22 protein-coding genes are annotated in these 25107 nt (G+C 52.3%); 17 read left to right on the plus strand and 5 right to left on the minus strand.

Annotated elements, in window-relative coordinates:
- The first annotated feature begins 110 nt into the window (after window positions 1-110).
- Together HDT28_05195 and mscL are read left to right on the plus strand one after the other, a co-directional pair.
- Window positions 111-338, plus strand: a complete 228-nt coding sequence (locus HDT28_05195) for a hypothetical protein (protein MBD5131970.1) — start codon at window positions 111-113, stop codon at window positions 336-338.
- Window positions 339-371: 33 nt separating this feature from the next.
- On the plus strand, window positions 372-941 hold the full coding sequence (gene mscL / locus HDT28_05200; protein ID MBD5131971.1) for a large conductance mechanosensitive channel protein MscL: 570 nt from the start codon (window positions 372-374) through the stop codon (window positions 939-941).
- Between the two features lie 290 nt (window positions 942-1231).
- On the opposite strand, the gene HDT28_05205 is transcribed toward mscL, so the two are convergent.
- From HDT28_05205 to HDT28_05220, 4 genes are all read right to left on the minus strand, one after another.
- A complete protein-coding gene (locus HDT28_05205) occupies window positions 1232-1582 on the minus strand; it encodes a GNAT family N-acetyltransferase (protein ID MBD5131972.1) in 351 nt (116 codons plus the stop codon).
- 21 nt (window positions 1583-1603) lie between these two features.
- The gene (locus HDT28_05210) at window positions 1604-1984 is read right to left on the minus strand and encodes a hypothetical protein (GenBank protein ID MBD5131973.1); all 381 of its coding nucleotides are present in this window, start codon (window positions 1982-1984) and stop codon (window positions 1604-1606) included.
- 281 nt (window positions 1985-2265) lie between these two features.
- Complete coding sequence (locus HDT28_05215) at window positions 2266-4293, minus strand: serine/threonine protein kinase (GenBank protein ID MBD5131974.1); 2028 nt, start codon at window positions 4291-4293, stop codon at window positions 2266-2268.
- 6 nt (window positions 4294-4299) lie between these two features.
- On the minus strand, window positions 4300-5052 hold the full coding sequence (locus HDT28_05220) for a serine/threonine-protein phosphatase (protein ID MBD5131975.1): 753 nt from the start codon (window positions 5050-5052) through the stop codon (window positions 4300-4302).
- Between the two features lie 277 nt (window positions 5053-5329).
- On the opposite strand from HDT28_05220, the gene purE reads away from it, so the two are divergent.
- The 12 genes from purE (at window position 5330) to HDT28_05280 (ending at window position 20184) form a co-directional block, all read left to right on the plus strand.
- Window positions 5330-5827 (plus strand): 5-(carboxyamino)imidazole ribonucleotide mutase, encoded by a 498-nt coding sequence (purE, locus tag HDT28_05225; protein ID MBD5131976.1) that lies wholly within the window; start codon window positions 5330-5332, stop codon window positions 5825-5827.
- Window positions 5828-5866: 39 nt separating this feature from the next.
- The gene (locus HDT28_05230) at window positions 5867-6583 is read left to right on the plus strand and encodes a phosphoribosylaminoimidazolesuccinocarboxamide synthase (protein MBD5131977.1); all 717 of its coding nucleotides are present in this window, start codon (window positions 5867-5869) and stop codon (window positions 6581-6583) included.
- A gap of 69 nt (window positions 6584-6652) precedes the next feature.
- Entirely contained in the window at window positions 6653-7675 is a 1023-nt protein-coding gene (locus HDT28_05235; protein MBD5131978.1) for a phosphoribosylformylglycinamidine cyclo-ligase, read from the plus strand.
- 198 nt (window positions 7676-7873) lie between these two features.
- Window positions 7874-8458, plus strand: coding sequence for a phosphoribosylglycinamide formyltransferase (locus HDT28_05240; GenBank protein MBD5131979.1), 585 nt, complete (start codon window positions 7874-7876; stop codon window positions 8456-8458).
- A 2-nt stretch (window positions 8459-8460) separates the two neighbouring features.
- Entirely contained in the window at window positions 8461-8766 is a 306-nt protein-coding gene (locus HDT28_05245) for a hypothetical protein (GenBank protein MBD5131980.1), read from the plus strand.
- Window positions 8767-8791: 25 nt separating this feature from the next.
- A complete protein-coding gene (gene purH / locus HDT28_05250; GenBank protein ID MBD5131981.1) occupies window positions 8792-10420 on the plus strand; it encodes a bifunctional phosphoribosylaminoimidazolecarboxamide formyltransferase/IMP cyclohydrolase in 1629 nt (542 codons plus the stop codon).
- Window positions 10421-10654: 234 nt separating this feature from the next.
- Window positions 10655-11977 (plus strand): phosphoribosylamine--glycine ligase, encoded by a 1323-nt coding sequence (purD, locus tag HDT28_05255; protein ID MBD5131982.1) that lies wholly within the window; start codon window positions 10655-10657, stop codon window positions 11975-11977.
- Window positions 11978-12008: 31 nt separating this feature from the next.
- The gene (locus HDT28_05260; protein MBD5131983.1) at window positions 12009-15773 is read left to right on the plus strand and encodes a phosphoribosylformylglycinamidine synthase; all 3765 of its coding nucleotides are present in this window, start codon (window positions 12009-12011) and stop codon (window positions 15771-15773) included.
- 85 nt (window positions 15774-15858) lie between these two features.
- Complete coding sequence (locus HDT28_05265; protein ID MBD5131984.1) at window positions 15859-16443, plus strand: hypothetical protein; 585 nt, start codon at window positions 15859-15861, stop codon at window positions 16441-16443.
- 56 nt (window positions 16444-16499) lie between these two features.
- Complete coding sequence (locus tag HDT28_05270; protein ID MBD5131985.1) at window positions 16500-16994, plus strand: hypothetical protein; 495 nt, start codon at window positions 16500-16502, stop codon at window positions 16992-16994.
- Between the two features lie 89 nt (window positions 16995-17083).
- Window positions 17084-18715, plus strand: coding sequence for a leucine-rich repeat protein (locus tag HDT28_05275; protein ID MBD5131986.1), 1632 nt, complete (start codon window positions 17084-17086; stop codon window positions 18713-18715).
- Between the two features lie 122 nt (window positions 18716-18837).
- Window positions 18838-20184, plus strand: a complete 1347-nt coding sequence (locus HDT28_05280) for a hypothetical protein (protein ID MBD5131987.1) — start codon at window positions 18838-18840, stop codon at window positions 20182-20184.
- A 69-nt stretch (window positions 20185-20253) separates the two neighbouring features.
- On the opposite strand, the gene HDT28_05285 is transcribed toward HDT28_05280, so the two are convergent.
- Complete coding sequence (locus tag HDT28_05285; GenBank protein MBD5131988.1) at window positions 20254-21285, minus strand: UDP-N-acetylglucosamine--N-acetylmuramyl-(pentapeptide) pyrophosphoryl-undecaprenol N-acetylglucosamine transferase; 1032 nt, start codon at window positions 21283-21285, stop codon at window positions 20254-20256.
- Between the two features lie 78 nt (window positions 21286-21363).
- Here HDT28_05285 and HDT28_05290 point away from each other — a divergent pair, with 78 nt between their 5' ends.
- The 3 genes from HDT28_05290 (at window position 21364) to HDT28_05300 (ending at window position 25071) form a co-directional block, all read left to right on the plus strand.
- Window positions 21364-22272: an alpha/beta hydrolase gene (locus HDT28_05290; protein ID MBD5131989.1), complete on the plus strand. Its 909-nt coding sequence runs from the start codon at window positions 21364-21366 to the stop codon at window positions 22270-22272.
- A 35-nt stretch (window positions 22273-22307) separates the two neighbouring features.
- The gene (trmL, locus tag HDT28_05295) at window positions 22308-22769 is read left to right on the plus strand and encodes a tRNA (uridine(34)/cytosine(34)/5-carboxymethylaminomethyluridine(34)-2'-O)-methyltransferase TrmL (GenBank protein ID MBD5131990.1); all 462 of its coding nucleotides are present in this window, start codon (window positions 22308-22310) and stop codon (window positions 22767-22769) included.
- A 346-nt stretch (window positions 22770-23115) separates the two neighbouring features.
- On the plus strand, window positions 23116-25071 hold the full coding sequence (locus HDT28_05300; protein ID MBD5131991.1) for a DNA gyrase subunit B: 1956 nt from the start codon (window positions 23116-23118) through the stop codon (window positions 25069-25071).
- Window positions 25072-25107: the final 36 nt, after the last annotated feature.

Genomic DNA, 25107 nt, shown 5'->3' on the forward strand with positions numbered 1-25107 from the left:
TTTTCTTGCCTACTTCTTTCCAAAAAGAAGTAGGAAAAAACTTTACAAACTTGTGTGTTTATGCTACAATATATTTGTAAATAGAGTGTACATAAAGGAGATAAATCTATATGTCCAGAAAGAGCGATCTTGAAAAAGCTATTAGGGAAAGCGAAGCCGAGCTCGACGCGCTCGAACAGAAACGCTTGCGCTCCATGTCGTCGTTTATCGAAGCGATCGTCAACCAGGAAACGCCTACGCCCGAGGACGTCGAATACTTCAAGACCTTCACTGGCCTTATCGAGCTCGAACGCGAGAACCTGCGCAAGCTCAACGAAGAACTCGACAGCTTGAAATAAATAGGTAATCTAATTTTCACAAGGAGAAAACCCATGAAAAAGCTTTTGCAGGAATTCAAAACGTTCATCACCCGCGGCAACGTTATCGATCTCGCCGTAGGTATGATTATCGGTGCGGCGTTCACGGCTATCGTAAGCGCGCTCGTCAATGGCATATTCACGCCACTCATCAACGCTATACCGATGGGCGATATGCACGGGCTTATAACCGTGCTTAAGGCGGTGTACACGCTCGATGCGGACGGCAATCAAATTCTTGACCTTGCCGCGTCCGTATATATCAACTGGGGCGAGTTCATTATGGCGATAATCAACTTCCTTATCACCGCGATCGTTCTCTTCCTTATCATCAAGGTTATCAATACCGTGCGCGAAGGCGGCAAAAAGCTCCAAGGCGTTAAGATCAGCAAAGAGCAAAAGGCCGAGCTTAAAGCGCAGGGCATGAACCGCAAACAAATGCAGGAATACGTTATCAAGCAGCAGGCGGAAGAGGCCGCTCGCGCCGCCGCAGAAGCGGAAGCGAACAAGCCCGAAACCACCGAGCAGATCCTCAGCGAGATCCGCGAGCTTCTTAAAGCGTTGCAAGCCAATAATAATAAATAATTTTCTTCCTTCTTTTTCGAAAGAAGGGAGCGAAGAAAACTTTAAGTTTTATAATAAAAGAGTGGTCGAACTTGACCACTCTTTTATTATTTGTAAAATAATTGCCTATCGTGTTGAACCGCATGAAAACATAAACGCGCCGCTACCTTATGCCCCCCACCACCGCAAGCGGCCACCCAAGGGGCGCCTGTTATAGGGACTTTCTTGTGGACAAATAGATAGCCCGCTATCTTCGTAACCGAGGTATAGTGGGATATACTTTTTTAATGTTTAGAGAGATAAATTGAAATTTATCTTTTATATACTGCGCGATCGGCCGTTTTCACTTCAATCAATCGGAAACCCGCCTCATGATAGATACGCTCTGCGGATTCGCCGTCGGGCCACAAAAAACAGTTTTCGATTTTATTCTCCTTACAATATGCTGTGAAAGAACGTATGATAGCGCGCCCTACGCCTTTCCTGCGGTGCTTTGTTGCCACGAGAAGATAGTCGATTCTGCATACTCCGTCATTTGTGTGCGCTCGTGTCATACCGACAGGACGACCGTCTATATAAGCCACGAAGAATAGCGTATTTTCTTTTTTGAGAGCCAGCTTTGTAACGTCACTTTCCCACGGCTCGCCTGCAGCCTCAAATATATCCGTTCTGAAAGTGTCTTCTCATAAATCCACTTTCCGCACTTCCACAAGGGGAATAGGAATTATCTTACATTCATCAAGCAAAACCATATATCGGTTTTCTTCACCAAAAACTTCGTATCCGCATGCGGCAAACAACTCTTGATTGCTTTCAAAAAATCCGTCGTCGGTGATTGACTGATAAATGGTGGGTTTTATTCCCTTTTCTTGATAGAATGCAGTAATATCTTCAAGCACTTTATGCAGATCGTTTATCCTATTCTTGAAAATGATTGCATGGTTGCTATCATAGGAAGCCTTGTTACTGTCATTAAAGAAAAGCAGACCGTATTCCCGCTCCGTATAAGAAGAAAACTCTCGCGGGAATAAATCTTCTTCTCGATATATTTTTTCTAAATCCATATCATTCATTAACCGTTAAATTACTGTTTATCGTAATTTCATTATATCAAAATCGCAATAAAAAAGCAAGGGAAGATGATTGATCCTTTCCTGGCCTTTTATACCTATGGAATACACCGTAAAGGGGGAGGTTGGCAGTACGCCCGCCCATCTGAAAACCAACCCTCCCCTTGGGGGGCATGGGGTGGAATTAAAGGGAGAGGCATAACGGAAAAGTGTATATATGAAGTGGTTCTTCTTTTAAAACAAAAAACCGCACGGGGTAGTGCGGTTTCTTTTTATTATTGTTTTTTGAACAGCCTTGCGAAGAACCCGAGCTTTTTGGGCTTTTCTTCGGTGTGATCGAGCTCAGTCGACTGCTTAGGCGTTTCGACCTTGGTCGGCGCAGGCTCTGTTTTTGCAGTTTCGACAGGTTTGGCGCTCGCTGTCGAAGTTTTTGCTGTGGGGGTAGTCGCTTTCGCGGTCGCCGCAGGCTTCGCAGTCGAAGTAGTTGCTTTAGCCGTCGTAGCGGGTTTCTCCGCGGGTGTTGTTACCTTAGCTGTCGTAGCAGGTTTTGCAGCGGGAGTTGTGGCTTTCGCTGTTGCGGCTGGTTTTGCTGCGGGAGTAGTGGCTTTCGCTGTCGTCGCGGGTTTTGCAGTAGGCGTAGTTGCCTTAGCGGTTGCCGCAGATTTCGCCGCAGGAGTAGTAGCCTTAGCTGTAGTCGCAGGCTTTGCCGCGGGGGTAGTTGCCTTAGCAGTCGTTGCGGGTTTCGCCGCAGGGGTAGTTGCCTTAGCAGTCGTTGCGGGTTTCGCCGCAGGGGTAGTTGCCTTAGCAGTTGCCGTAGGTTTCGCTGCGGGTGTTGTTGCCTTAGCGGTTGCCGCGGGTTTTGCAGCGGGGGTAGTAGCTTTCGCGGTCGCCGCAGGTTTCGCTGCGGGTGTTGTTGCCTTAGCCGTTGCCGCAGATTTCGCCGCAGGGGTAGTGCCCTTCGCTGTTGCCGCCGTCGCTTTCGCGGTGGAAGCGGCTTTCGGTTCGGCAGGGGTTTTGGCGGTCGCTTGCGCGGCGGGCTTTTCCGTATTCGCCTTAGCCGTAGCCTTGGCGGTCGCCGCGGGTTTTTCTTCTGCGTCCGCTTGGGCGTCGGTATTGCTCAGCGGTTTGCGCGAAGCCGTTATCGATTGGCGGCTCGCCGTTACGGAGCTGCGCGATGCGGTGACTTTAACGGTGCGCGAGGGCTGCTCTTGCGGTTGGTCTGCCGTGATAGGCGTGCCTGCGCCCGTGCGGGGCAGTGCGGCGCGTTTAGGGGTAGGCGCGGTCGGGGTCGTGACGCTCGCCACCGTTTTGCGTGGGGCGCGCGGGTTGTACAGCCCGTTTATCATGCTCTGAACGTCCTGGTACCGCTTTTTCTTATCTACGGCAAGGCATTTCATGAGCGCGTTCTCCACGCCGCTGTCGATCGCTATGCCCATTTCAGACGGGCGTTTGATCGCTTCCTTACCCATCATTACGCGTATGCTTTCGGGCGGGAGCGTGCCGGTTATCGCGTAGTAGATAGTTACGCCGAGCGCGTACACGTCAGTCCACGGACCTTGCTCGCCGTGCGTTTCGTACTGTTCGGGCGGGGCGAAGCCTTGCTTTAAGACTATGGACATCGACCTGCCGTCGAGGTTGGAATACTTGGCGGCGCCGAAGTCGATGAGCTTTACTTCATTATACTTGGTAATTAAAATGTTGTCGGGCGAAATGTCGCGGTGGATGAGCCCTATCTTGTGTACCTGAGTCAAACTCTCCATGACTGGGCGCATGATGGTGAGCACTTCGTCGACCGACACCTTTCCGCCGCGGCGTTGTAGGTATTTTTTGAGCGATACGCCGTCGAGGAATTCCATGACGATATACGCCGTGCCGTTCGCCGAGAAGAAGTCGCGGACGTTGACCACGCCTGCGAGGTTTTTGATCTTAGCGAGCGCGCGCGCTTCCTCGACGAACCGTTTAAGTCCGCGGTTGCTTGCCGCTTGGTTCTGCTTGGAGTTGATTATAACCTGATTACTGCCCGCAACGCGCGTAACGTAGCCGCTCGGGAAATACTCTTTGAGCGCCACCTTAATGCCTTGTTGGAGATCCCAAGCGAGGTAGGTGATACCGAAGCCGCCTTCGCCGAGCGCCTTGCCGACGAGATAACGGTTTTGCGTGCCGATAACGGTGCGCTGCGGCAGGTGATGGGGAGAGGACGGGGTGTCGTCCGCCTTGTGATGGCAGTTGGTGCAAACCCTGTCCGAATCGAGATCGCCGAAGCAGTATAAGCAGATATTCTTATTGGTGCGAATTCTTGCCATTTAAGATCAGTCCTCGATGACCATTGCGATTATTGCCGTGTAGTTGTCGTTGAACTTGGTTACGCGCGAGAGCAGTCTGCGCTCCATTTTGGCGAGCGCTTCGTCGGGCGTAGCCGAGGACGCGAGGTCCTCTTCCATTTCTTCCTCGTAGACATATTCCCAGAACCCGTCGGTGCAGAGTATGAACGCGTCGTGCACGGCGAGCGGCGAGGAATATATATCGCAATCGGGCGGAATATAGTAGTCACTGCCGAGTACGCGGGTAAGCTTGTTTTGGTCCTTATCCGAGCGAATATCGCGCAGCGGGATCCTGCCCATCTCGACGGAGATCTGCGACAGCGAGTGATCCTTGGTCTGGAAATGCAGCTTGTTGTTCTTGAAAAGGTATACGCGCGTATCGCCTATGTGCGAAATGACCGTGTTGTTGTAGTCGGTCGTTACGCACGCCACGGTAGTGCAGGACGAACGAATTTTGGGATTGCGTTCCTTTTCGTCGATAACGCAGTTGTGCGCAGCCTGAATAAAGCTCTGGCAGAACTCGGGCTTGACGGCGCGTTCGGGGTCGACCTCGCGTATCTTTTTGTACGCTTCGATTATTTGGGTAGCGCAAATGCGGCTTGCCACCTCGCTGCCGTAGTACGAGCCCAGCCCGTCGCAAACGACAAGGCACGCGCCCGCCTCGTCGACGAAAAGGTCGAGGTAGTCCTGATTATATTCGCGGCCGCCTTGCTTACACAATGCGCTTGTTACAATTTTCATAAAAACTCCGTGTTGGTTGGATTTGCCTATAAGTATATATATTATATAATATACTTTATATTTAGTCAAGAGTTTTTGTAGATTCATGTCCTAATTACGCGGCAAAAACGAATGTAAACCCCACGCGCAAGGTTTTCTTGCCTACTTTTTTCCCAAAAGAAGTAGGCAAAAACGGGCAAAACAGACTATCGACCAATTAAAAAAGTGGGCTTTAAAATAATTGACTTTAAATTGCCGTTGTATTATAATATTGATAGTAACTTATGAGAGGTTGTCAATGCGCAAGATAGGTATTGTTTTAGGCTCGAAGTCGGACTTTGATAAGGTAAAGCCCGCGATAGAAATCTTCGAGCGTTTCGGCGTGCCTTATACCGCAAGAATACTGAGCGCGCACCGCACGCCCGACGAAGCGGGCGAGTTCGCACGCACCGCGCGGGGTAACGGCTACGGCGCGATAATCGCGGTTGCCGGCAAGGCGGCGCACCTCGGCGGAGTGCTCGCCGCGGCGACGACCCTTCCCGTAGTGGCGCTTCCCGTATCGACGTCCTTCCTCGACGGACTGGATAGCGTGTTGAGCATTCTGCCTATGCCGAGCGGCGTGCCCGTCGCGGTCATGGGCGTGAACGCGGGCGCCAACGCAGCATTGTTCTGCGTGAGAATGCTCGCGGCAAATGATGACGCACTCGCCGAAAAGTACGAAAAGTACGTTAAAGAAATGCGCGATAAAACGCTTAAAGACGATCAAGAGCTGCAATGGCAGTTAGTCAATTCTTAACCTCTTACAAAAGTCATTTTACTCTTAGGAGAATACATAATGAAAGTCGAACAAAAAGAGCAATTGTACGAAGGCAAGGCGAAAAAGGTTTTCGCTACTAGCGATCCCGATCTCGTCATCGTCGATTACAAGGACGACGCTACGGCATTCAACGGTCTTAAAAAGGGCACTATAGTCGGCAAGGGCGTTATCAATAACCGCATGAGCAACTACCTCATGGGCTTGCTCGCTAAGCATGGTATCGAAACGCATTTCGTCGAAGAACTCGACGACCGCCGCACGCTCGTCAAGCACGTGGAGATCGTTCCGCTCGAAGTCATAATGCGTAATGTAGTCGCGGGCTCGCTGTCTAAGCGTACGGGTCTTGCCGAGGGCACGATCCCGTCAATGCCCATACTCGAACTCTATTACAAATCGGACGAGCTCGGCGATCCCATGATAAACGCCGACCATGCGCTCGCGTTCGGCTGGGCGACTAAGGACGAGCTTGCCGCTATCGAGAAAATGGCGCGCAAGGTCAACGATATACTCAAAGAATTCTTTGCGGGCGTAGGCGTCGATCTCGTCGACTTCAAGATCGAGTTCGGGCGTTACAAGGGCAAGATAATTCTCGCCGACGAGATAAGCCCCGACACTTGCCGCTTCTGGGACAGCAAGACCAAAGAAAAGCTCGATAAAGACCGTTTCCGTAGAGATATGGGCGGCGTAGAAGGCGCATACCATGAAATGATGCGCCGTATCGGCTTAGGCGAATAGTACCTTAAAACGCGTGTATATTTGCACGCGTTTATTAATTAGTAATACGGAATTACCGAGGGATATAACATGGACGATAAAAAGAAGATAACCTACGCCGACGCAGGCGTAGACGTAACGCGCGGCTACGACGTTGTGAGCAAAATAAAATCTCACGCCGCATCGACCTTCAACAATAACGTTTTGCAAGGCTTGGGTAGCTTCGGCGGGTTCTACTCGCTCGACGGCGAGAACGGCGACGTGCTCGTAGCGGGCACGGACGGCGTAGGCACCAAGCTCAAATACGCGTTCCTTTCGGGGCGTAACGATACGGTCGGTATCGACTGCGTGGCTATGTGCGTCAACGACATAGTCTGTCAGGGCGCAAAGCCGCTGTTGTTCTTGGACTATGTGGCGACGGGCAGGATCAACCCCGAAGTCATTGCCGACGTAGTCAAGGGCGTAGCCGAGGGCTGTAAACAGGCGGGCTGTGCGCTCGTCGGCGGCGAGACGGCGGAAATGCCGAGTATGTACGGGGCGGGCGAGTACGACCTAGCGGGCTTCTCCGTGGGTATCGTCAAGCGCGACAAGATAATCAACGGTCAAACGATAACGCCCGGCTGTGCGCTCGTAGGTCTCGCTTCGAGCGGTCTGCATTCTAACGGCTTCTCGCTCGTAAGAAAGCTTTTGGGCGAGGACGTGGAAAAGCTCGACGCGGACAAGTCGCTCGGCAAGTCGCTTTTGGACATCATTCTCACGCCCACGCATATCTACGTTAAGAACCTCTTGACGCTGTGCGGCGAGTTCGATATTCTCGGTCTTGCGAACATAACGGGCGGCGGATTTATAGAAAACATTCCGCGCATATTCCCGAGCGGCGTGGGCTGCAAGGTCGATATAAAATCGTTCCCGCGCCCCGATATCTTCGCGCTTCTTGCCGACAAATCGCATTTGTCCGACCGCGAGATCTACAATACTTTCAACATGGGTATCGGCATGGTCGCTGCGGTACGGCCCGACGCCGCCGACTCGTTCGTCAAGCGCGCCAACGCCCTCGGCGAAAAGGCGTATATTATAGGTGAGACGATAGCGGGCGAAGGCGTAATACTGTAAGCGCGTATATGCGTCGTTATGCGGCGTCAGTGCCAAATTTTCTAGGGTCATGTACCCGAAGTACACTCCCCGTCGAAAATTTGTCCATTCCTTGCCTAACTCGCATCTACGCACTTACAGACACAGTTAGATTACTACTAAACTATTAACTCAAAGTTTTCTTGGTTACTTCTTTTTCAAAAGAAGTAACAAAAAAATATGACTAAGATCGCAGTAATGTTTTCGGGCAACGGCACCGATTTTCAAGCGCTTATCGACGGCGAAAAGAACAACGCGTTCGACGGCAAGATCGTCGTCGCGGTTTCGAGCAACGACAAGGCGTACGGCATAGAACGCGCAAAGCAAGCGGGCATAGACTGTTTCGTCTGCAAGAAAGCCGACTATAACAGCGAAGTAGAGCGCGACGAAGCGGTGCTTAAAATCTTCAAAAAGTACGGCGTGGAACTCGTCGTGCTCGCGGGGTACTTGGGCATTCTGACCAAACCGCTCATCGACGCATACCCGAAAGCTATAATCAATATCCACCCCGCGCTCCTGCCCAAGTTCGGCGGCAAGGGTATGTACGGGCTCAACGTTCACAAAGCGGTTATCGCGGCGGGCGAGAAAAAGAGCGGCGCGACCGTCCACTACTCCGACTGCGGCATCGACACGGGCGCGATAATCTTACAGCGCTCGCTGGACGTATTGCCGAGCGACACGCCCGAGAGCCTGCAACAGCGTATATTAAACGAAATAGAACATCCGCTGCTCGTCGAAGCGGTGGCATTGCTTTGCAAGAGGTAAAAATGAACAACGAAATTTTGCAATTATTGATAGAGAAAGGCTACGCCGACGAGGCGGGCATTGCCGCGGAAGTGACCGACGCCGCGGGCAAGAATAAAGCGCTGTGCGTAAACGGCGAGGTAGTAACGCTCGTAAGCGGCGACGGCGCAGACAAGGAATTTTCTGACAGTATCGACAGGCTCGAAAACCTTACGGTCAAATCGGGCTTGTTCAAAAAAACGATAGCGTTCACGCATAACGGCACGGACTACGCGTTCACAGTCAAGGGCGGAAAAACGCTTATTGAGTATTTCAAAATGATCGGATAAATAAACCTTACGGGAGAAATATAACATGGTAACAAAAGCAACGAAGCGCGCGCTGGTAAGCGTAAGCGACAAAACGGGCGTAGTGGAGTTCTGCAAAGAGCTCGAAACGCTCGGCTACGAAATCGTATCGACGGGCGGCACGCTCAAAGCGCTCGTCGACAGCGGCGTAAAAGCGATATCCATATCGGACGTCACGGGCTTTAAGGAATGTCTTGACGGCAGGGTAAAAACGCTCCACCCCGCCGTGCACGCGGGACTTCTCGCGCGCCGCGACGACCCCGAGCACATGGCAAGCCTTAAAGACATGGGCTACCGCACCATAGATCTCGTTGCGGTCAACCTCTATCCGTTCAAGCAGACGATAGAAAAGCCGAACGTAACGCTCGAAGAAGCTATCGAGAATATCGATATCGGCGGCCCGACCATGCTCAGGAGCGCGGCTAAGAACTACCGCGACGTGCTCGTCGTTTGCGAGCCCAAGGACTACAACGAAGTGCTTGACCGCATAAAGACGAACACCTGCGACCACGAGTTCCGTTTGTCGCTGTCGTACAAGGTATACCGCCACACCGCGGCGTACGACTCGCTCATCTCGTCGTATATGCAACAGCTTCTCGGCATAGAGTTCCCTGAGCATATCACGTTCGCGTACGACAAGGCGCAGGATCTTCGCTACGGCGAGAACCCGCAGCAGACCGCCGTGTTCTATAAAGAACAGACCGCGCGCGTCGGCGCGCTCACCGCGGCGGAGCAGATCTGGGGCAAAGAGCTCTCGTATAACAATATCAACGACGCTAACGGCGCGTTGGAATTACTCAAAGAGTTCGCGGGCACGCCCGCCGTCGTCGCGTGTAAGCACGCCAATCCTTGCGGCGTAGGCACGGGCAAAACGGTTCACGAAGCGTATATGCGCGCGTACAACTCCGACCCCGTATCGGTGTTCGGCGGCATACTCGCAATAAACGGCACGGTCGATAAAGCGACCGCCGAGGAAATAAATAAAATCTTTATCGAGATCGTCATGGCACCCGACTACACCAAGGACGCGCTCGAAGTTCTCGAAAGCAAAAAGAACATAAGGCTTTTGAAGATAAAGGATATCACGGCTAAGCGCGCCGCCAATGCGTACGATATGAAAAAAGTGTACGGCGGCTTACTCGTTCAGCAGTACGACGAAACGCTTATCGCGAACGAGGACATGAAGCTGTTCGAACGACCCGCCGAAGTCACGACCGAAACGTTACAGAGCGGCAAGACCAAAACGGTCTACGGCAACGGCGTAGTGACCGACCGCAAACCGACCAAGGAAGAAATCAACGCAATGATGTTCGCCTGGAAGGTTGTCAAGCACACCAAGTCGAACGCTATCGTTATCGGCAAGGACGGCAGAACGACGGGTATCGGCATGGGTCAGACCAATCGTATTTGGGCGGCGAAGCAGGCGATCGAGCACGCAGGCGAGGAAGCGAAAGGCTCGGTAATGGCGAGCGACGCGTTCTTCCCGTTCGACGACGTAGTACACGCCGCGATCGAAGCGGGCATTACCGCTATCATCCAACCCGGTGGATCTTTGCGCGACGCCGACTCCGTAAAAGCCGCAAACGAAGCGGGGATCGCGATGGTGTTTGTCGGCGACAGACATTTCAAACACTAATTTTTATGGCGTATGCATCGGCGGATACGAGCTACGCTCGGCGCGTCGCCTCGGTTATGTAGGTGGGTCTACACTCCTTTCGGCGCAGCCACAGGCTGACCCATTGCAATCATATCACAATTTCGAAGTGAGTATGCAATAAAAGCTTCGCGCAGCATTTGGCTGCTTGCCCGTCTGCGCCGCGCCTACACCATAAAAAATACGTTCTGTATAGCTAACTAAATCGGAGGCATCATGTCCGAAAATCAAACTGTTAAGAAAACGGCGCGGTACGTAGAACTGCGCGAGATAAACGCCGAGGGCGACGATATTTTGGTCGTTGGCGGCGGCGGCAGGGAACACGCTATCGTCAAAAAACTTCGCGAGAGCAAGCGCGTGGGGCGCATATTCGCAGCGCCCGGCAACGCGGGCATGGACGTGGTCGAAACGGGTATCGGCGCGACCGATATCGACAGAATAGTCAAGTACGTCGAGAATAATCCCAATATAAAACTGACGGTCGTTGCTCCCGACGATCCGCTCAGCATGGGGCTTGTGGACAAGCTTACCGCCAAGGGTTATCGCGCGTTTGGACCTACGCAGGCGGCGGCCAAACTCGAATGGTCAAAGGCATACGCCAAGGACGTTATGCGTCGCTACGGCGTTCCTACGGCGTCCTACGGCACGTTCACCGATATAGCCGAGGCGAAAGCGTATATAAAAGGCAAGTGCCCGATAGTCGTCAAGGCGGATGGGCTCGCGCTCGGTAAAGGCGTTCTTATCTGCAATACCGAGGCGGAAGCCGAAGCCGCTATCGACGAGATCATGGCGGACAAAAAGTTCGGCGCGGCGGGCAACGAGGTCGTTATCGAACAGTTCCTGACCGGCTACGAAGTGTCGCTCTTGACCTTTGTCGACGGGAAGAACTTTGCGCTTATGCCCACCTCGTGCGACCACAAGCGCGCGCTCGACGGCGACAAGGGCTTGAACACCGGCGGCATGGGCGCGTATTCGCCGTGCCCCGTGTTTACCGACAAGCAGCTTAAAAAGACGGTAAAAGAGATCGTCACGCCGACGGTAAACGCTATGATACAAGAGGGTGCGCCGTTCAAGGGCGTGCTGTACTTCGGGCTCATGGTAAACGGCGACGATATAAAAGTTCTCGAATACAACGCGCGGTTCGGCGATCCCGAAACGCAGAGCGTACTGCCGCTGCTCGATACCGATCTTTACGAGATTATGAACGCTGTCATAGACGGCACGCTCGACAAGGTCGATATAAAATGGAAAAAACTCAAATCGATAAACGTAGTGCTCGCTTCGGGCGGGTATCCGCAGAGCTACAAGAAAGGCTGTGAGATCACGGGGCTCGAAACCGTTGATAACGACGCGAGCGTTTACTACGCGGGCGTCAAGCACGGCGAGAACGGGTTCGTGACGAGCGGCGGGCGCGTGCTGTGCGTTCAGGCAATGGCAAAGGACTTTGCTACCGCGCGCAAGACCGTGTACGACAATATCGCCAAAATCAAATTCGACGACTGCTTCTACCGCAAGGATATAGGCGCTAAGCTTAAATAGTAATTAGCAATTAGGAATTAAGGTCAGCAACATGATAAAAAGAATTTACACCGAAAGACAGGCGAGCAATCTCTCGCTCGAACACGAAATCGCCGAAAACCTCGGCTTCACAGTAAAATCGCGCGTATTCATTCGCTACGACGTGGAAGGTCTTACGGACGCGCAGTTCGACGCGGCTGTTCCCGTGGTGTTCTCCACGCCCGCGACCGACACCGTATATCTCGAAACGCTGCCCGAGGTAAAGGGCGAGGTTTTCGCCGTCGAGTACCTGCCCGGTCAGTTCGACCAGCGCGCCGACTCGGCGAGCTCGTGCGTTCAGCTTCTCTTGGGCTGTGCTCTGCCTCAGGTCCGTTGCGCTACCGTGTACGCAATCGAGGCGGACGAGAAACAGATCCAAGCGATACAGAACTATCTTGTCAACCCCGTCGAGAGCAGGCTCGCCGCCCTCGATAAGCCGACCACGCTCGAACAAAAGATCAATCCGCCCGAACCCGCCAAAAAGGTGGAGGGCTTCACGCAAAAGAACGGCATCGCTCTTAACGCGTTCTATAAAGAACAAGGTTTCGCAATGAGCCTAGAAGACTTGGAGTTCGTGCAGTCGTACTTCCGCGAAAGGCACCGCGATCCCACGTACACCGAGCTAAAAGTCATCGACACGTACTGGTCCGACCACTGTCGGCACACCACGTTCCTGACCGCACTCAAAACCAAGATCAAATCTGAAAACCCGCATATCGAGGAAGCGTACGCCGACTATACGCATACGTTCGACACGCTGTATGCGGGGCGCACCGATAAATACCATTCGCTCATGGACGTCGCTACGATCGGCGCTAAGGTGCTCAGAAAGCAAGGCAAGGCGAACGCCGTAGACGTGTCGCCCGAAATCAACGCGTGCACGATCAAGCACGACGTAGTTATGCGCGACGGCACGGTCGAGCCGTGGTATATCCTTTTCAAAAACGAAACGCACAACCACCCGACCGAGATCGAACCGTTCGGCGGCGCGGCAACGTGCTTGGGCGGCGCGATCCGCGATCCGCTGTCGGGCAGGGCGTACGTGTACCAGGCAATGCGCATAACGGGCGCGGCGGACATCAACGCGCCGTTTGATAAAACGTTAGAGGGCAAGCTCCCGCAGCGCGTTATAAGCAAGCGCGCCGCTAAGGGCTATTCGTCGTACGGCAACCAGATCGGTCTTGCTACGGGCGAGGTCCGCGAGTACTACCACAGCGGCTACGCGGCAAAACGCCTTGAAACCGGCTTTGTCGTTGGCGCTACCCCGCAGGCAAACGTCGTTCGCGAAGAACCGCAGGCGGGCGATATAGTCGTGCTTCTCGGCGGCGAAACGGGCCGCGACGGTTGCGGCGGCGCGACAGGTTCGAGCAAGGCGCACGACGCGCACTCGATCGAAACGTGCGGCGCGGAAGTCCAAAAGGGCAACGCGCCGATAGAACGCAAGCTCCAACGCCTTATGCGTAACGGCGAGTTCACTCGACTCATCAAGCGTTGTAACGACTTCGGCGCGGGCGGCGTGTCCGTCGCCGTCGGCGAGCTCGCTCCGGGGCTCGATATAGAGCTTGGCGTAGTGCCTAAAAAATACGCGGGACTTTCCGCGACAGAGCTTGCCATATCCGAAAGCCAAGAGCGGATGGCGGTCGTCATCGACAAGAAAGATTTAGATAAATTCACCGCGCTCGCGCACGAGGAAAATCTCGACGCAACGGTCATCGCCAAGGTCACCGATACCGACTGTATGCGTATGTACCTTAACGGCGAGCTTATAGTAGATCTCGAACGCAAGTTCCTCGACACTAACGGCGTGCGTCAGGAAGCGACTGCGCTCATAAAAGATCCCAAGATCGAATGCTTCGATTATCTCAACGACAAGCGCGCCGCGCTCTATGATAAGGGCGACTACACCGCGCTCATGAGCGATATACTGTCCGACTACAACGTTTGCTCGCAAAAAGGTCTGAGCGAAACGTTCGACTCGACCGTCGGAGCGAGCAGCGTTTTCATGCCGTTCGGCGGCAAGAACCAGTTGACCCCGAGCGGGGTAATGGCGGCTAAGCTTCCCGCCGACACCGATATATGCACGGTCAGCGCGCACGGTCTTTCGCAGGCACTGCCAGAATCGCCGTTCGTCGGTGGTATGTACTCGGTAATACTGTCGGTAGAAAAATTGGTGGCGAGCGGCGTTCGTCCCGAGCATATATACTTGACCATGCAGGAATTCTTCGCGCGCTGCACGGATAGCGAAAAATGGGGCGCGCCCATGTCGGCGCTTCTCGGCGCGCTTACCGCTCAGATCAAAATGGAAAAAGCGGCTATCGGCGGCAAGGACAGCATGAGCGGCACGTTTGAGAAAATCACCGTTCCGCCTACCGTCATTTCGTTCGCGCTCGGCGTCGCCGACAGCGCGGTCGTTATCGATAATGCGTTTAAGGCAAAGGGCGAGCGCGTCTACCGTTACAGACTCAAACGCGACGAGTTCGGCTATCCCGACTTCGACAACCTCAATAAATTCTTACAGCTTTTGGCAAGCGAAATAGGCAAGGGTAACGTTACCTCGGCAAGCGTAGTCGAGCGCGGCGGCGCGGCGGCAACCGTGTTAAAGAGCTGCTTCGGCAACGGCTTAGGCTTCGCGTTCACGAGCTGCTCGCGCGATCTGTTCGAGGAAAGCGAGGGCGATATAGTGTTCGCGGCGCGCAATGCCGACGACTTCTTCGGCTACGAGCTCGGCTTCCTCGGTCTTACCACCGACGACGGCAAGTACGTATTCGGCGCGACCGTCACGCGCACGGCTGATGACAGCGACATAGTGTTCGACGGCACGGCTGCGGACGGCAAGAAGCTCGTAAACAGCTTTACCGGTACGTTCGAGGGCGTGTACCCGACGACGGCGAGCGCGAGCGGCGATGTCAAGAACGTTGACTATACGGGCAAGGGCGCAAAACGCACTGCGGCGAAAACGGCCAAGCCCGCAAAAGTAAAAGTATTCATACCTGTGTTCCCTGGCACGAACTGCGAGATAGACACTGCGCGTAAGTTCATGGAGGCGGGCGCGGAAGCGCAGATCTTCGTTGTGCGCAACCGCACGCCGCGCGACGTAGAAGAATGCGTCGAACAAATGGCAAAGGCTATATCCGCGAGCAATATCTTGGCGCTTCCCGGCGGGTTCTCGGGCGGCGACGAGCCGGACGGCAGTGCAAAGTTCATTGCTGCGTTCCTGTCCAATCCTGCGATAGCCGAGCAGATAGAAAACCTTCTGTATAAGCGCGACGGACTCGCGATCGGCATTTGCAACGGCTTCCAAGCCCTCGTAAAATTGGGCTTGCTGCCGAGCGGGCATATCCACACCCCCAAGGCGAACGATCCCGTACTCACGTTCAATAATATCGGTCGGCACGTTTCGACGCTTGTAGATACGCGCGTATGCCAGAATTACAGCCCGTGGCTCAGCCACCTGAAAGTGGGCGACGTGTATCAGGTCCCCGTTTCGCACGGCGAGGGCAAGTTCTTTATCGACAAGGCGGGGCTAGACGCGCTGATAGCAAACGGTCAGATCGCTACTCAGTATTGCGACTTTGACGGCAACGCGACCATGCTCAGCCCGTACAACCCCAACGGCTCGGTTTACGCGATAGAGGGTATCACAAGCCCCGACGGCAGGATATTCGGCAAAATGGGTCACAGCGAGCGCACGGGCGAGTTCCTGTTAAAGAACACCGTCGAGAGTTACGCCAAGGCGGACATGGGACTGTTCAAAGCCGGAGTTAAATACTTTAAATAATCAGTAAATAGGAATTGAGGTTAATCATCTTAATTCCTATTTAAATATATTGACATTTCTTTAAATTTGTACTATAATAATCGGCATGGAATTATACCTCACAACCGTCATTATTACGGCAATAGTCGGGTGCGCGGTGTCGGCGGCGTTGATCGAAAAAACGGTACGGCTTATTTTACGGCAAATCAAGCTTAACCATTCGATAAACCTAGTCGAGCTCAAAACGCATAAGATCATGTATTGGATAGCTGCAATCATGATCGGCTTTTTGATTTTCTATCTTATAATGCAAATGGCGGACGCCGAGTCGCCGAGCGTAGTCGAGTTCGCCGAGCTGTTCGGCGTAGAGCGTATGCACACCAATATTGCGCTCATGTTCGTGCTTATCGTAATGATAGCCGCAGAAGCGTTCGTTGTCGTGCTTGGAATCAGTAAAAACGCAGTCGTCGATAAGGGCATATATACTAATTTCGATATGCTTGATTGGCATCAGGTTCGCGACTATTTCATAGACGAGAAAAAGTGCGTGCTCATGCTCAGCTCGGACAAACGCACATTTTCGACGCTTAGGAACGTTACAACTCCGTTCAAGGTGAACAAGAAGGATATTCAAAAGCTCAAATTCATACTCGATAAGAACAAAAACAAGTTCTCCGACTTCGGCGGCTAATCTGTATGAATTTAACGTAAAATAATCTTATGAACGTAATATAAAAAGGAGGTAGCATGACTAAGGACATCGACAAGCTTTTAGACGATATTTACGTTCCCGACATGGAATACGATTCGAAGTACGACGTTACGCGAACTAAGGTCAAGAGCAAAAAGAAAACGACCCAAGCCCAAACGACTACGCTTGCCGAAGTGCCCGAAGTCGAGCTTCCAAAAACCAAAGCCGAAGTGTACGCTGAGGCAAAAGGTCGGCTGACGCAGGAAACGTCGGCTGCGTCCAAATCGTCGAGCGACAAACGCCGCAAGCGCACCAAGGTAAAAACGGTCGAGCTCGAAATCGCCGCCATAACCCGTGACATCGACGGCACGGAAAACGACCAACCGCGATCCCTCGTAGCTTCTCCTGTGTGGGTGGGCACGCAAAAAGAACTTATACCTTTTGCGTGGCGTATGCCGCTCAATCCCGACATCGACCGCCCGAGCAAAGTATATAAACAGGCAGTGCGCGAAGCCAGGGAATTGATGCTTCCCACGCATAGAAATAATTAGAAATTATTCCTTATTTCAGCCTTCCCCAAATGGGGAAGGGGGACCACGAAGTGGTGGATGAGGGCAATTTAATGAATTAAGGATATAAGATGAGTAAAGCCATATCGGTAGAAGAAAAGATAGAATACATAGAAAAAACTCGGTCGTTTGGCGAGATACGGCAGGCGTGGTTTCCGCCGTCGGCGTCGACCGAGTATTATTTTGTCAGTTATTGTCATGCCGATTACAAAGCGGTATTTCGCGATTTGTTCGGTATGCAAGAGGTCGACCCCGAATTTTCGGTGTGGTACGACCGCGAGCTTATAGCGGGTAAAGATTGGAAAGCCGAAGCGGAAAAGCATATCTACGACTTTAACTGTAAAGGCGTTATTTTTTACGTGAGCGAAAACTCGGTGAAATCTCCCGCAGTGCTCGATGAAATAAAAATGACGCGCGACGCGGGTAAGGCGTTTTTGCCGATAGTTTTGCCGTCATCGAGTGGAGAATACTTGTCGGGCGAACAGCTATTGGAGCGTAATGGTTCCGACAAAATAATCGATAACTCGGCTGTTGAACTTTACCGCACAATGCTCGGCAAGAATATTACATATCTTAAACTGAGCGACGAGAGCTCGCATAAAGTCGACGCGGTCAAAAAAAGCTTAAAGGGTATGCCGCTTTTGCGGTTCGCGAAAGGTAGCGTCAAAAACGAAGACGTAGTTAACGTTGTTGCCACCAACAATGTGAGCGTTATAGAAATATCGAAAAGCGATTTTACTTGCGGAGACGAAAATTTAAGCGGACTTGATAAGATGGCGATAGGAATATGCGCATTTGCCAACTGTGCCAATCTTAAAACGATAGAAATGCCTAACAGCGTTGTATCGATCGGACCGTATGCGTTTTTGGGGTGTAGGAGTATCAAGAGAATAACTTTACCGGAAAGCGTCGTTATGATTAGAGGTAGTGTTTTCTCGGGCTGTTATGAACTCGAAGAAGTTAATATCCCAATATCGCATATCCCTACGAGTATGTTTGAAAATTGCAAAAAACTAAAAAAAGTAAAATTGGATCGCAAAATGAATTATATTAATGACATGGCGTTCGTGGGGTGTGAAAGCCTTGAAGAGTTTGACTTCAATGCGGACGACGAAAGGGCTTTTGCGGACGTTTATAAAATCGGGGATTATGCGTTTCGTGGTTGTACGGGACTGAAAAGGATAAGTCTTCCGTTTGGATTGAACTACGTAGAAAAGAATGTCTTTGACGGATGCAGTTCTCTTGAAGCCGTTGATTTTCCCGAAACCGTTATAGGAATAGAAGATATGGCGTTTAGAGATTGCGTCAGCCTTAAATCTGTTGATTTAACGAAGACTGTTAATCCCGAGCTGGATAGTAAAATTAAGCTCAATAGTGCAATGTCATATGCCTGGTATTTACAAGGCTTAGAGGGGATAGGCGATAGCGCCTTTTCTAACTGTACGAGCCTTACGGAAATTAAATTGCCTAGGTATATTAAAGCCATTCTAAGAGACGTGTTTTTTGGTTCTGCTATTAGGGATATATATTATCTCGGCACGGTCGAAGAATGGAATAATATACAAAAAGACCATCATTGGGATAGAGGTATGCTCGATTATACCGTGCATTGCTTGGACGGGGATATTAAGAAATGTGATGGAGATATGCCTGACCATGCCGTATATTGGTTGCACGGAGATGTCGAGAAAGTGAAGAAATAATTACGATAAATATTTCAATGTAAAAAAGAAGTAGGGAAAATTGACTATATTTGCGTTTATATATTTTAACTTATAAATATATGCTACACTTAACCCCGATTATTATCGATCGGGGTGTTTTTATGCGTATAACGAGAAAGCAGATAGCGGTCATTGCGTTTTTGAACGTAGTTATAATACTGCTCGTATTGTTCATAGTATTCGGTAAGCCCGGCGCGCTCGGCGCGACCGACGATACTCCGCAGGATGATCCGAGCGTCGGCGGTGACGATAGTCAAACGGTAATAGCTCCGCCCGTTCCCGAGCATAATAAACTACGCAAGGCGAGCGCGGGACTCGTGGACGAGATAGTCACCGAAACGCGCCTTATGGGCAGCGGTGACGAGACGATAGTCTACGCGCAAACGATAGGCGGCGTGCTATACGTTTTCGGCAATACGACGGTCGCCGACTTCGATTTCGATTCGTACGGCGGGTTCGTTTGCAGGTTCAATTCCGCGCTAGATATTCTTGGTTTTACATACCTCGACGGCAAGATAACCGCCGTGTGCATGATAGGCGACGGGTTCGCCGTCGGCACGTACAGCGCGACCGACACGGGCGACAGCAAGTCGCGGCTTTATGCGGTAGACCTAGACGGCGGCGCGAAAACCGTCGTTACGCCAAGCGGCGAGGTCGCCGATATTACGGTCGACGAGGGCGTGATCGCCGTGCTGACAAAACAAAGCTCCAACGGCTTCACGCTCACTGAATATTCGACGGACGGCGATAAGTGGAACGCCGAATACTCGACGCGCATTTCGAGCAGTTATACTCTCGATTATTTCGATTGCTATAAGATAGGGCGAGTGTACGTTCTCGCGGCGCGGGCGTACAGCCTGCCGCGCTACGACTCGCTTGTGTTCTACACGTTCGAGGCGGGCGGCGATCCGTCGGCGCATTTTTACGGCGGAACGGGCGACAGCCTTATGCAGCCGTATGCCGTGCTCCCGTACCCGAGCGGGTATATCGCGCTGTGTCGGCGCGAGGGCACGGCGGTGATAGTTACCGTCGATTATGCGTTCAAGACATATAGGCGGGAAACGCTCGGGTTCGCGTTCGAGCGCGCGCGGTTGTTCTATAACGACGGACTGTACTATGCGTGCTTAGACTGTGCCGACGGACCTATCACGTACGAGATTGACGCTAATCTCAACCTCCGCCCGCTCGGCGTTGCCGACGGCATGGCGGTGTTGAACGTTGCGGACGGAACAGCCGTAAAGCTGATAGGCACGGCGGGCGACAAGCTTCGCATAGCGGCGACAAGCGGCGCGAACACGGTCGATCTTGCAATGAACGCCGAAAAATGCCGCGCGGTAAAAACGCAGGACGGCGGGCTCGTTTTAGTAGTATCGTCGAGTGGCGGCGACGCGGTCAGCGCACCCACCGGCGGACGGGATATTTACGTTTTGTTAATGCGTAATTCGTAATTCGTAATGCGTAATTAAGGATAAACTTAATTAATCACCGCGAAGCGGTCAATAATTACGAATTAAGAATTACGCATTACGAATTGATTCTTTGATTATTCCGCAAATCTTATCGGTGCCGTCGACGGACAGCATGGACATAGCGGCGATATATTTATATCGGTTTTCGTATACTTTTTGGATGGTAGCTACGAGCGTTTCGGGCGTAAGCTCGTTTTCGCGCAGAACCTCGATCGCGCCGCTCTTGCCGTAGTACTCGGCGTTTTGTAATTGATCGCCGCGCGACGCTTTTTCGAGCGGTACGGCTACGGTCGGAATTTTGAGCGCGATACACTCGCCGAGCGCGTTCGCGCCCGCGCGCGACAGAACGATATCGCTCGTCGCGTACAGTCTAGCCATATCGTTTTCGAACTCGATAGGGCAGTAGCCGTTCTGCTTGGGCGCGCCCGACTTGTTCTTGCCCGTCATGTGGATGACGTCGAATTTTTGGAGGAGTTCGGGCAGCGCCGCTACCGTTATATCGTTAAGCGCGGTCGCACCGCTCGATCCGCCGATAACGGCGAGTACGGGTTTGTTTCCGCTAAGCCCGTACGCCGCTTTATTTTTTGCGCCGCGATAAAGGCTTTTGCACAGCGGCGTTCCCACGTGCACGCCGTTCTTGAACGACTCGGCGCACGGCTTGAACGCGCACAGTACTTTTTCGCTCTTGCGCTTAGAGAGTTTGGTAGCAAGCCCCGCCGAAAGATCGCTCTCGTGGCAAAGCACGGGAATCTTCCTTGCGGCGAGCACTACGGGTAGAGCGGCGTAACCGCCCTTGCTGAAAATAAGGCTCGGCTTGATTTCGTCGAGAATCTTTTTTGCGGCTTTAACGCACGCGTGCAGCTTGAACGGCACGCCGAAATTCTTATATATCGCGTCGCGGCGGAACTTGACCGTAGGGATAGTATGGAAGGGTATGCCGCGTTTTTCGCATAGGCTTTTTTCCATGCCGTCGCCGCCGATATACACGCAGTTAAATTCGCTTTTAAGCTCGTCGATCAGCGCGAAGTTTGGAATGATATGTCCGGCGGTTCCGCCGCCCGCAAAAACGATAGTCCGCATAAATATATCCTATTGACAAATTTTCTTTTTCATTGTATACTATATACCTAAAACCACGTTTTTATGATAGGAGAGTGTATGACAACCGAAATGGTAACAATGACGGGCGGAAAGCCCGTTGCCGTCAGCTTTTGGGATAACGTCGACAAGCCGCGCGCGGCTGTGGTAATGGTCCACGGTATGTGCGAGTATATAGCGCGTTACGATGATTTTTGCAAGTTTTTGGGACATAACGGTTATAACGTTATAGGCATGGACAATCGCGGCTTCGGCGATACCGACGCGGACCGTCGCGGCAAAGGCTACGACGGAATGTTCGAAGCGACCGTCGACGATATCAAGCTCGAAGTCGATATGGCGCGCGAGCGCTGGGGCGTGGAGCGCGTGTACGTTATAGGGCACAGCTATGGCAGTATTCTTACCCAGCGGTTTATAGAAAAGTACCACTCCTACGTATCGGGCGCGATACTCTGCGGCACGACAATGCAGTACGGCGTTATGCTCGGTCTCGGTCGTTCGCTCGCCAAAAAATGGGCGAAAAAGAACCCCGACAGGGAAGGCAAGTTCTTTGCCAAAATGACCTTCGAGGCGTACGACAAAAAGTTAAAGGACGGGAATAACGGTTGGATAAACCGCGACAAAGCCGAGGTCGAAAAGTACAACGCCGACGAGAAATGCTCGGGCGTGGGTATTTGCTCGGTCACGTTCTATAAGGAAATGCTTAACGGCTGCCATACCATAAACAAAGAGCGTGGCAGAACTCCGTCGACCTTTAAGCTTATGATAGCTTCGGGCACGGCGGACGGCGTGGGCGGCTACGGCAAGCTTATTAAAAAGCTCGAAAAGACCTACCGCAAGCACGGCTTGAACCCCAAGGTCAAGATGTACAAGGACGCGCGGCACGAGCTGCTCAACGAAATAAACAAGGGCGAAGTGTACGAAGATTTCGTAGGCTTCCTCGACGAGTGCGAAGACAGTAATAATTAGGAATTAGAAATCAGTAATTAGGGATTAATTTGGTTATGTTTAATATTGTTTTAGTCGAGCCGGAGATTCCGCAGAATACCGGTAATATTTCGCGCACCTGTGCGTGCACGAAAACCGCGCTGCACATAGTAAAACCGATGGGTTTCGAGATAACCGACGCCAAATTAAAGCGTGCGGGGCTCGATTATTGGGACAAGCTCGATCTTACTTATTACGAAAATCTTAACGAGTTTTTCGAGAAAAACAAAGGCGGGCGGTTCTTCTATTTATCCAAAAAAGCGAGCAAGCGCTATACCGACGTTAAGTTCGAGGACGGCGATTTTTTGGTGTTCGGCAAGGAAACCAAGGGCTTGCCCGAGCATATAGTTTTCGACAATCCCGATACCGCGTTGCGCATCCCGATGGCTCAGGATCTGCGCTCGCTCAACCTTTCAAACACCGTCGCGCTCGTGCTGTACGAAGCGCTTAGGCAAAATGATTTTAAGGGATTAGTTTAATAAAGTTGCAAAATTTTTTTATTTATGTTACAATGAAATGTACCCCACCCGATGTCAACCTCGGTAGGACACTTTTGACGGTGCGCATTTTGGCTCTTTCCCGCCTTATCTCGCTCGAAGTAGCGCATGGGCTACGCCTTCGCTCGATAAGTCGACAAATAGCTCTAAATGCGCTATCGCAAAAGCGAGCATTTTTAGGAGGCAAATCGTAGGCTTAGACAAGGAAACGCCCGCAGTATAAGCCTTGTGTCGGCTATACAAGGGCGGTGACGCAGTATAAGTCACGATTTGCCCCTAAAAATGTGTTCAATCGGGGTTGGCATCGGGTTATCACGGAGGATTATAAATGTCTGATTACAGCGCAGGGAATATACGAGTGCTCGAAGGGCTGGACGCCGTTCGGTTGCGCCCGGGTATGTATATAGGAACGACAGGCATAAAAGGCTTGCATCATATATTGTGGGAGATCGTGGACAACTCTATCGACGAGGTGTCCAACGGCTTTGCTACTGGTATTACCGTTACCGTTCACGCCGACGGCAGTGCGTCGGTCGAGGACGACGGCAGAGGTATTCCCGTCGATATTCACCCGAAGCTCGGCGTGTCCGGCGTTGAGGTCGTTTTCACGCAGCTTCACGCAGGCGGCAAGTTCGATACGAGTAACTACGCGCACTCGGGCGGTCTGCACGGCGTAGGCGCGTCGGTCACCAACGCGCTTTCGGAATGGACGAAGGTCGAGGTTTACAAGAACGGAACGACCTACCGCATGGAGTTCGAGAGCCGCGAGGTAAACGGCGAGGTCAAGGGCGGTATACCTAAGTACAGCCTTATCGACACGGGCGAAAAGACGGACAAGCACGGCTCGTTCGTGCGGTTCATGCCAGATAAACGCATTTTCGAAACTGTCATATTCCAGTTCGACACGATAGCGCGTCGGCTCAAAGAGCTTGCTTTCCTTAATAAAGGCGTAAACATTAAGCTTATCGACGAGCGCGTAAAAGTGGGCGACGGTTACCGCTCGCTCGAATACAAGTACGACGGCGGTATCGTCGACTTCGTCAAGTATATCAACGAAGCGCGTAACACTTTGTACGACGAACCCGTAATGATAGCGGGCGAGAAAGACGGCATAAGCATGACACTTGCGTTCCAGCACACCGACGCGTATACCGAAAACCTTTTCTCGTACGTCAATAATATCCCGACCACCGAGGGCGGCACGCACGAAACGGGCTTCAAGGCGGCGTATACTAAGGTCATGAACGACTTCGCTCGCCGCGTGGGTATGCTCAAAGACAAGGACGCCAACCTTTTGGGCGACGACTACCGCGAGGGTCTTACCGCCGTTCTGTCGGTGCAAATGACGAACGTACAGTTCGAGGGTCAGACCAAGACCAAGCTCGGCAATCCCCAGGCGCGTATTGCTATCGAGGGCATGGTGTCGCAGATCCTTGCCGATTACTTCATGGATCCAAAGAACGCGGCGGTCGGCGAAGCGATACTCAAAAAAGGGTTGCTCGCCGCAAAGGTCAGAGAAGCCGCGCGCAAGGAAAAAGAGATCACTCGCGCCAAGAACGCTATCGATAACTTCAACCTCGTCGGCAAGCTCACGCCCTGCACGGGCAGAAAGCCGGAGAACAACGAGCTGTTCATCGTCGAGGGCGACAGCGCGGGCGGAACGTGTAAGCAGGCGCGCGCCAGGTCGTATCAGGCGATACTGCCGCTTAGGGGCAAGCCGCTCAACGCCGAAAAGAAGCGTATCGACCAGGTGCTTGCAAACGAGGAGATTAGAACGCTTATCTCGGCGCTCGGTTCGGGCATCGGCGAGGACTTTAACGTAGACAATCTCAACTACCACAAGGTAATAATCTTGTCCGACGCGGACGTCGACGGCTATCATATCCGCGCGATACTCTTGACCTTCTTCTTCCGCTATATGAAGGACCTTATCAACGAGGGGCACGTGTATATCGGGCTTCCGCCGCTTTATAAGATCGAAAAGGGCAATCAGGTCGAGTACGCTTACGACGACGCGGCGCTTGCCGACGCCAAGGCGCGGTTCGGCAAGGGCGCGCAGGTCCAGCGGTATAAAGGCTTGGGCGAGATGAACGCCGATCAGCTCTGGGAAACGACAATGGATCCCAAAAACCGCGCGCTCATGCAGGTCACTATCGAGGACGCCGCAGAAGCCGAAAAGCTCGTATCCGTTCTCATGGGCGACGCAGTCGAGCTTCGCCGCGAGTATATAATCGAGCACGCCGACTTTAACAAAGTAGACTCGTTCAACCCGAATAACAAATAAATTACGAATTAAGCATTACGCATTGTTTAAGGTGTT

The sequence above is a fragment of the Clostridiales bacterium genome, from assembly GCA_014799665.1.
Taxonomy (GTDB): Bacteria; Bacillota; Clostridia; order Christensenellales; family Pumilibacteraceae; genus Anaerocaecibacter.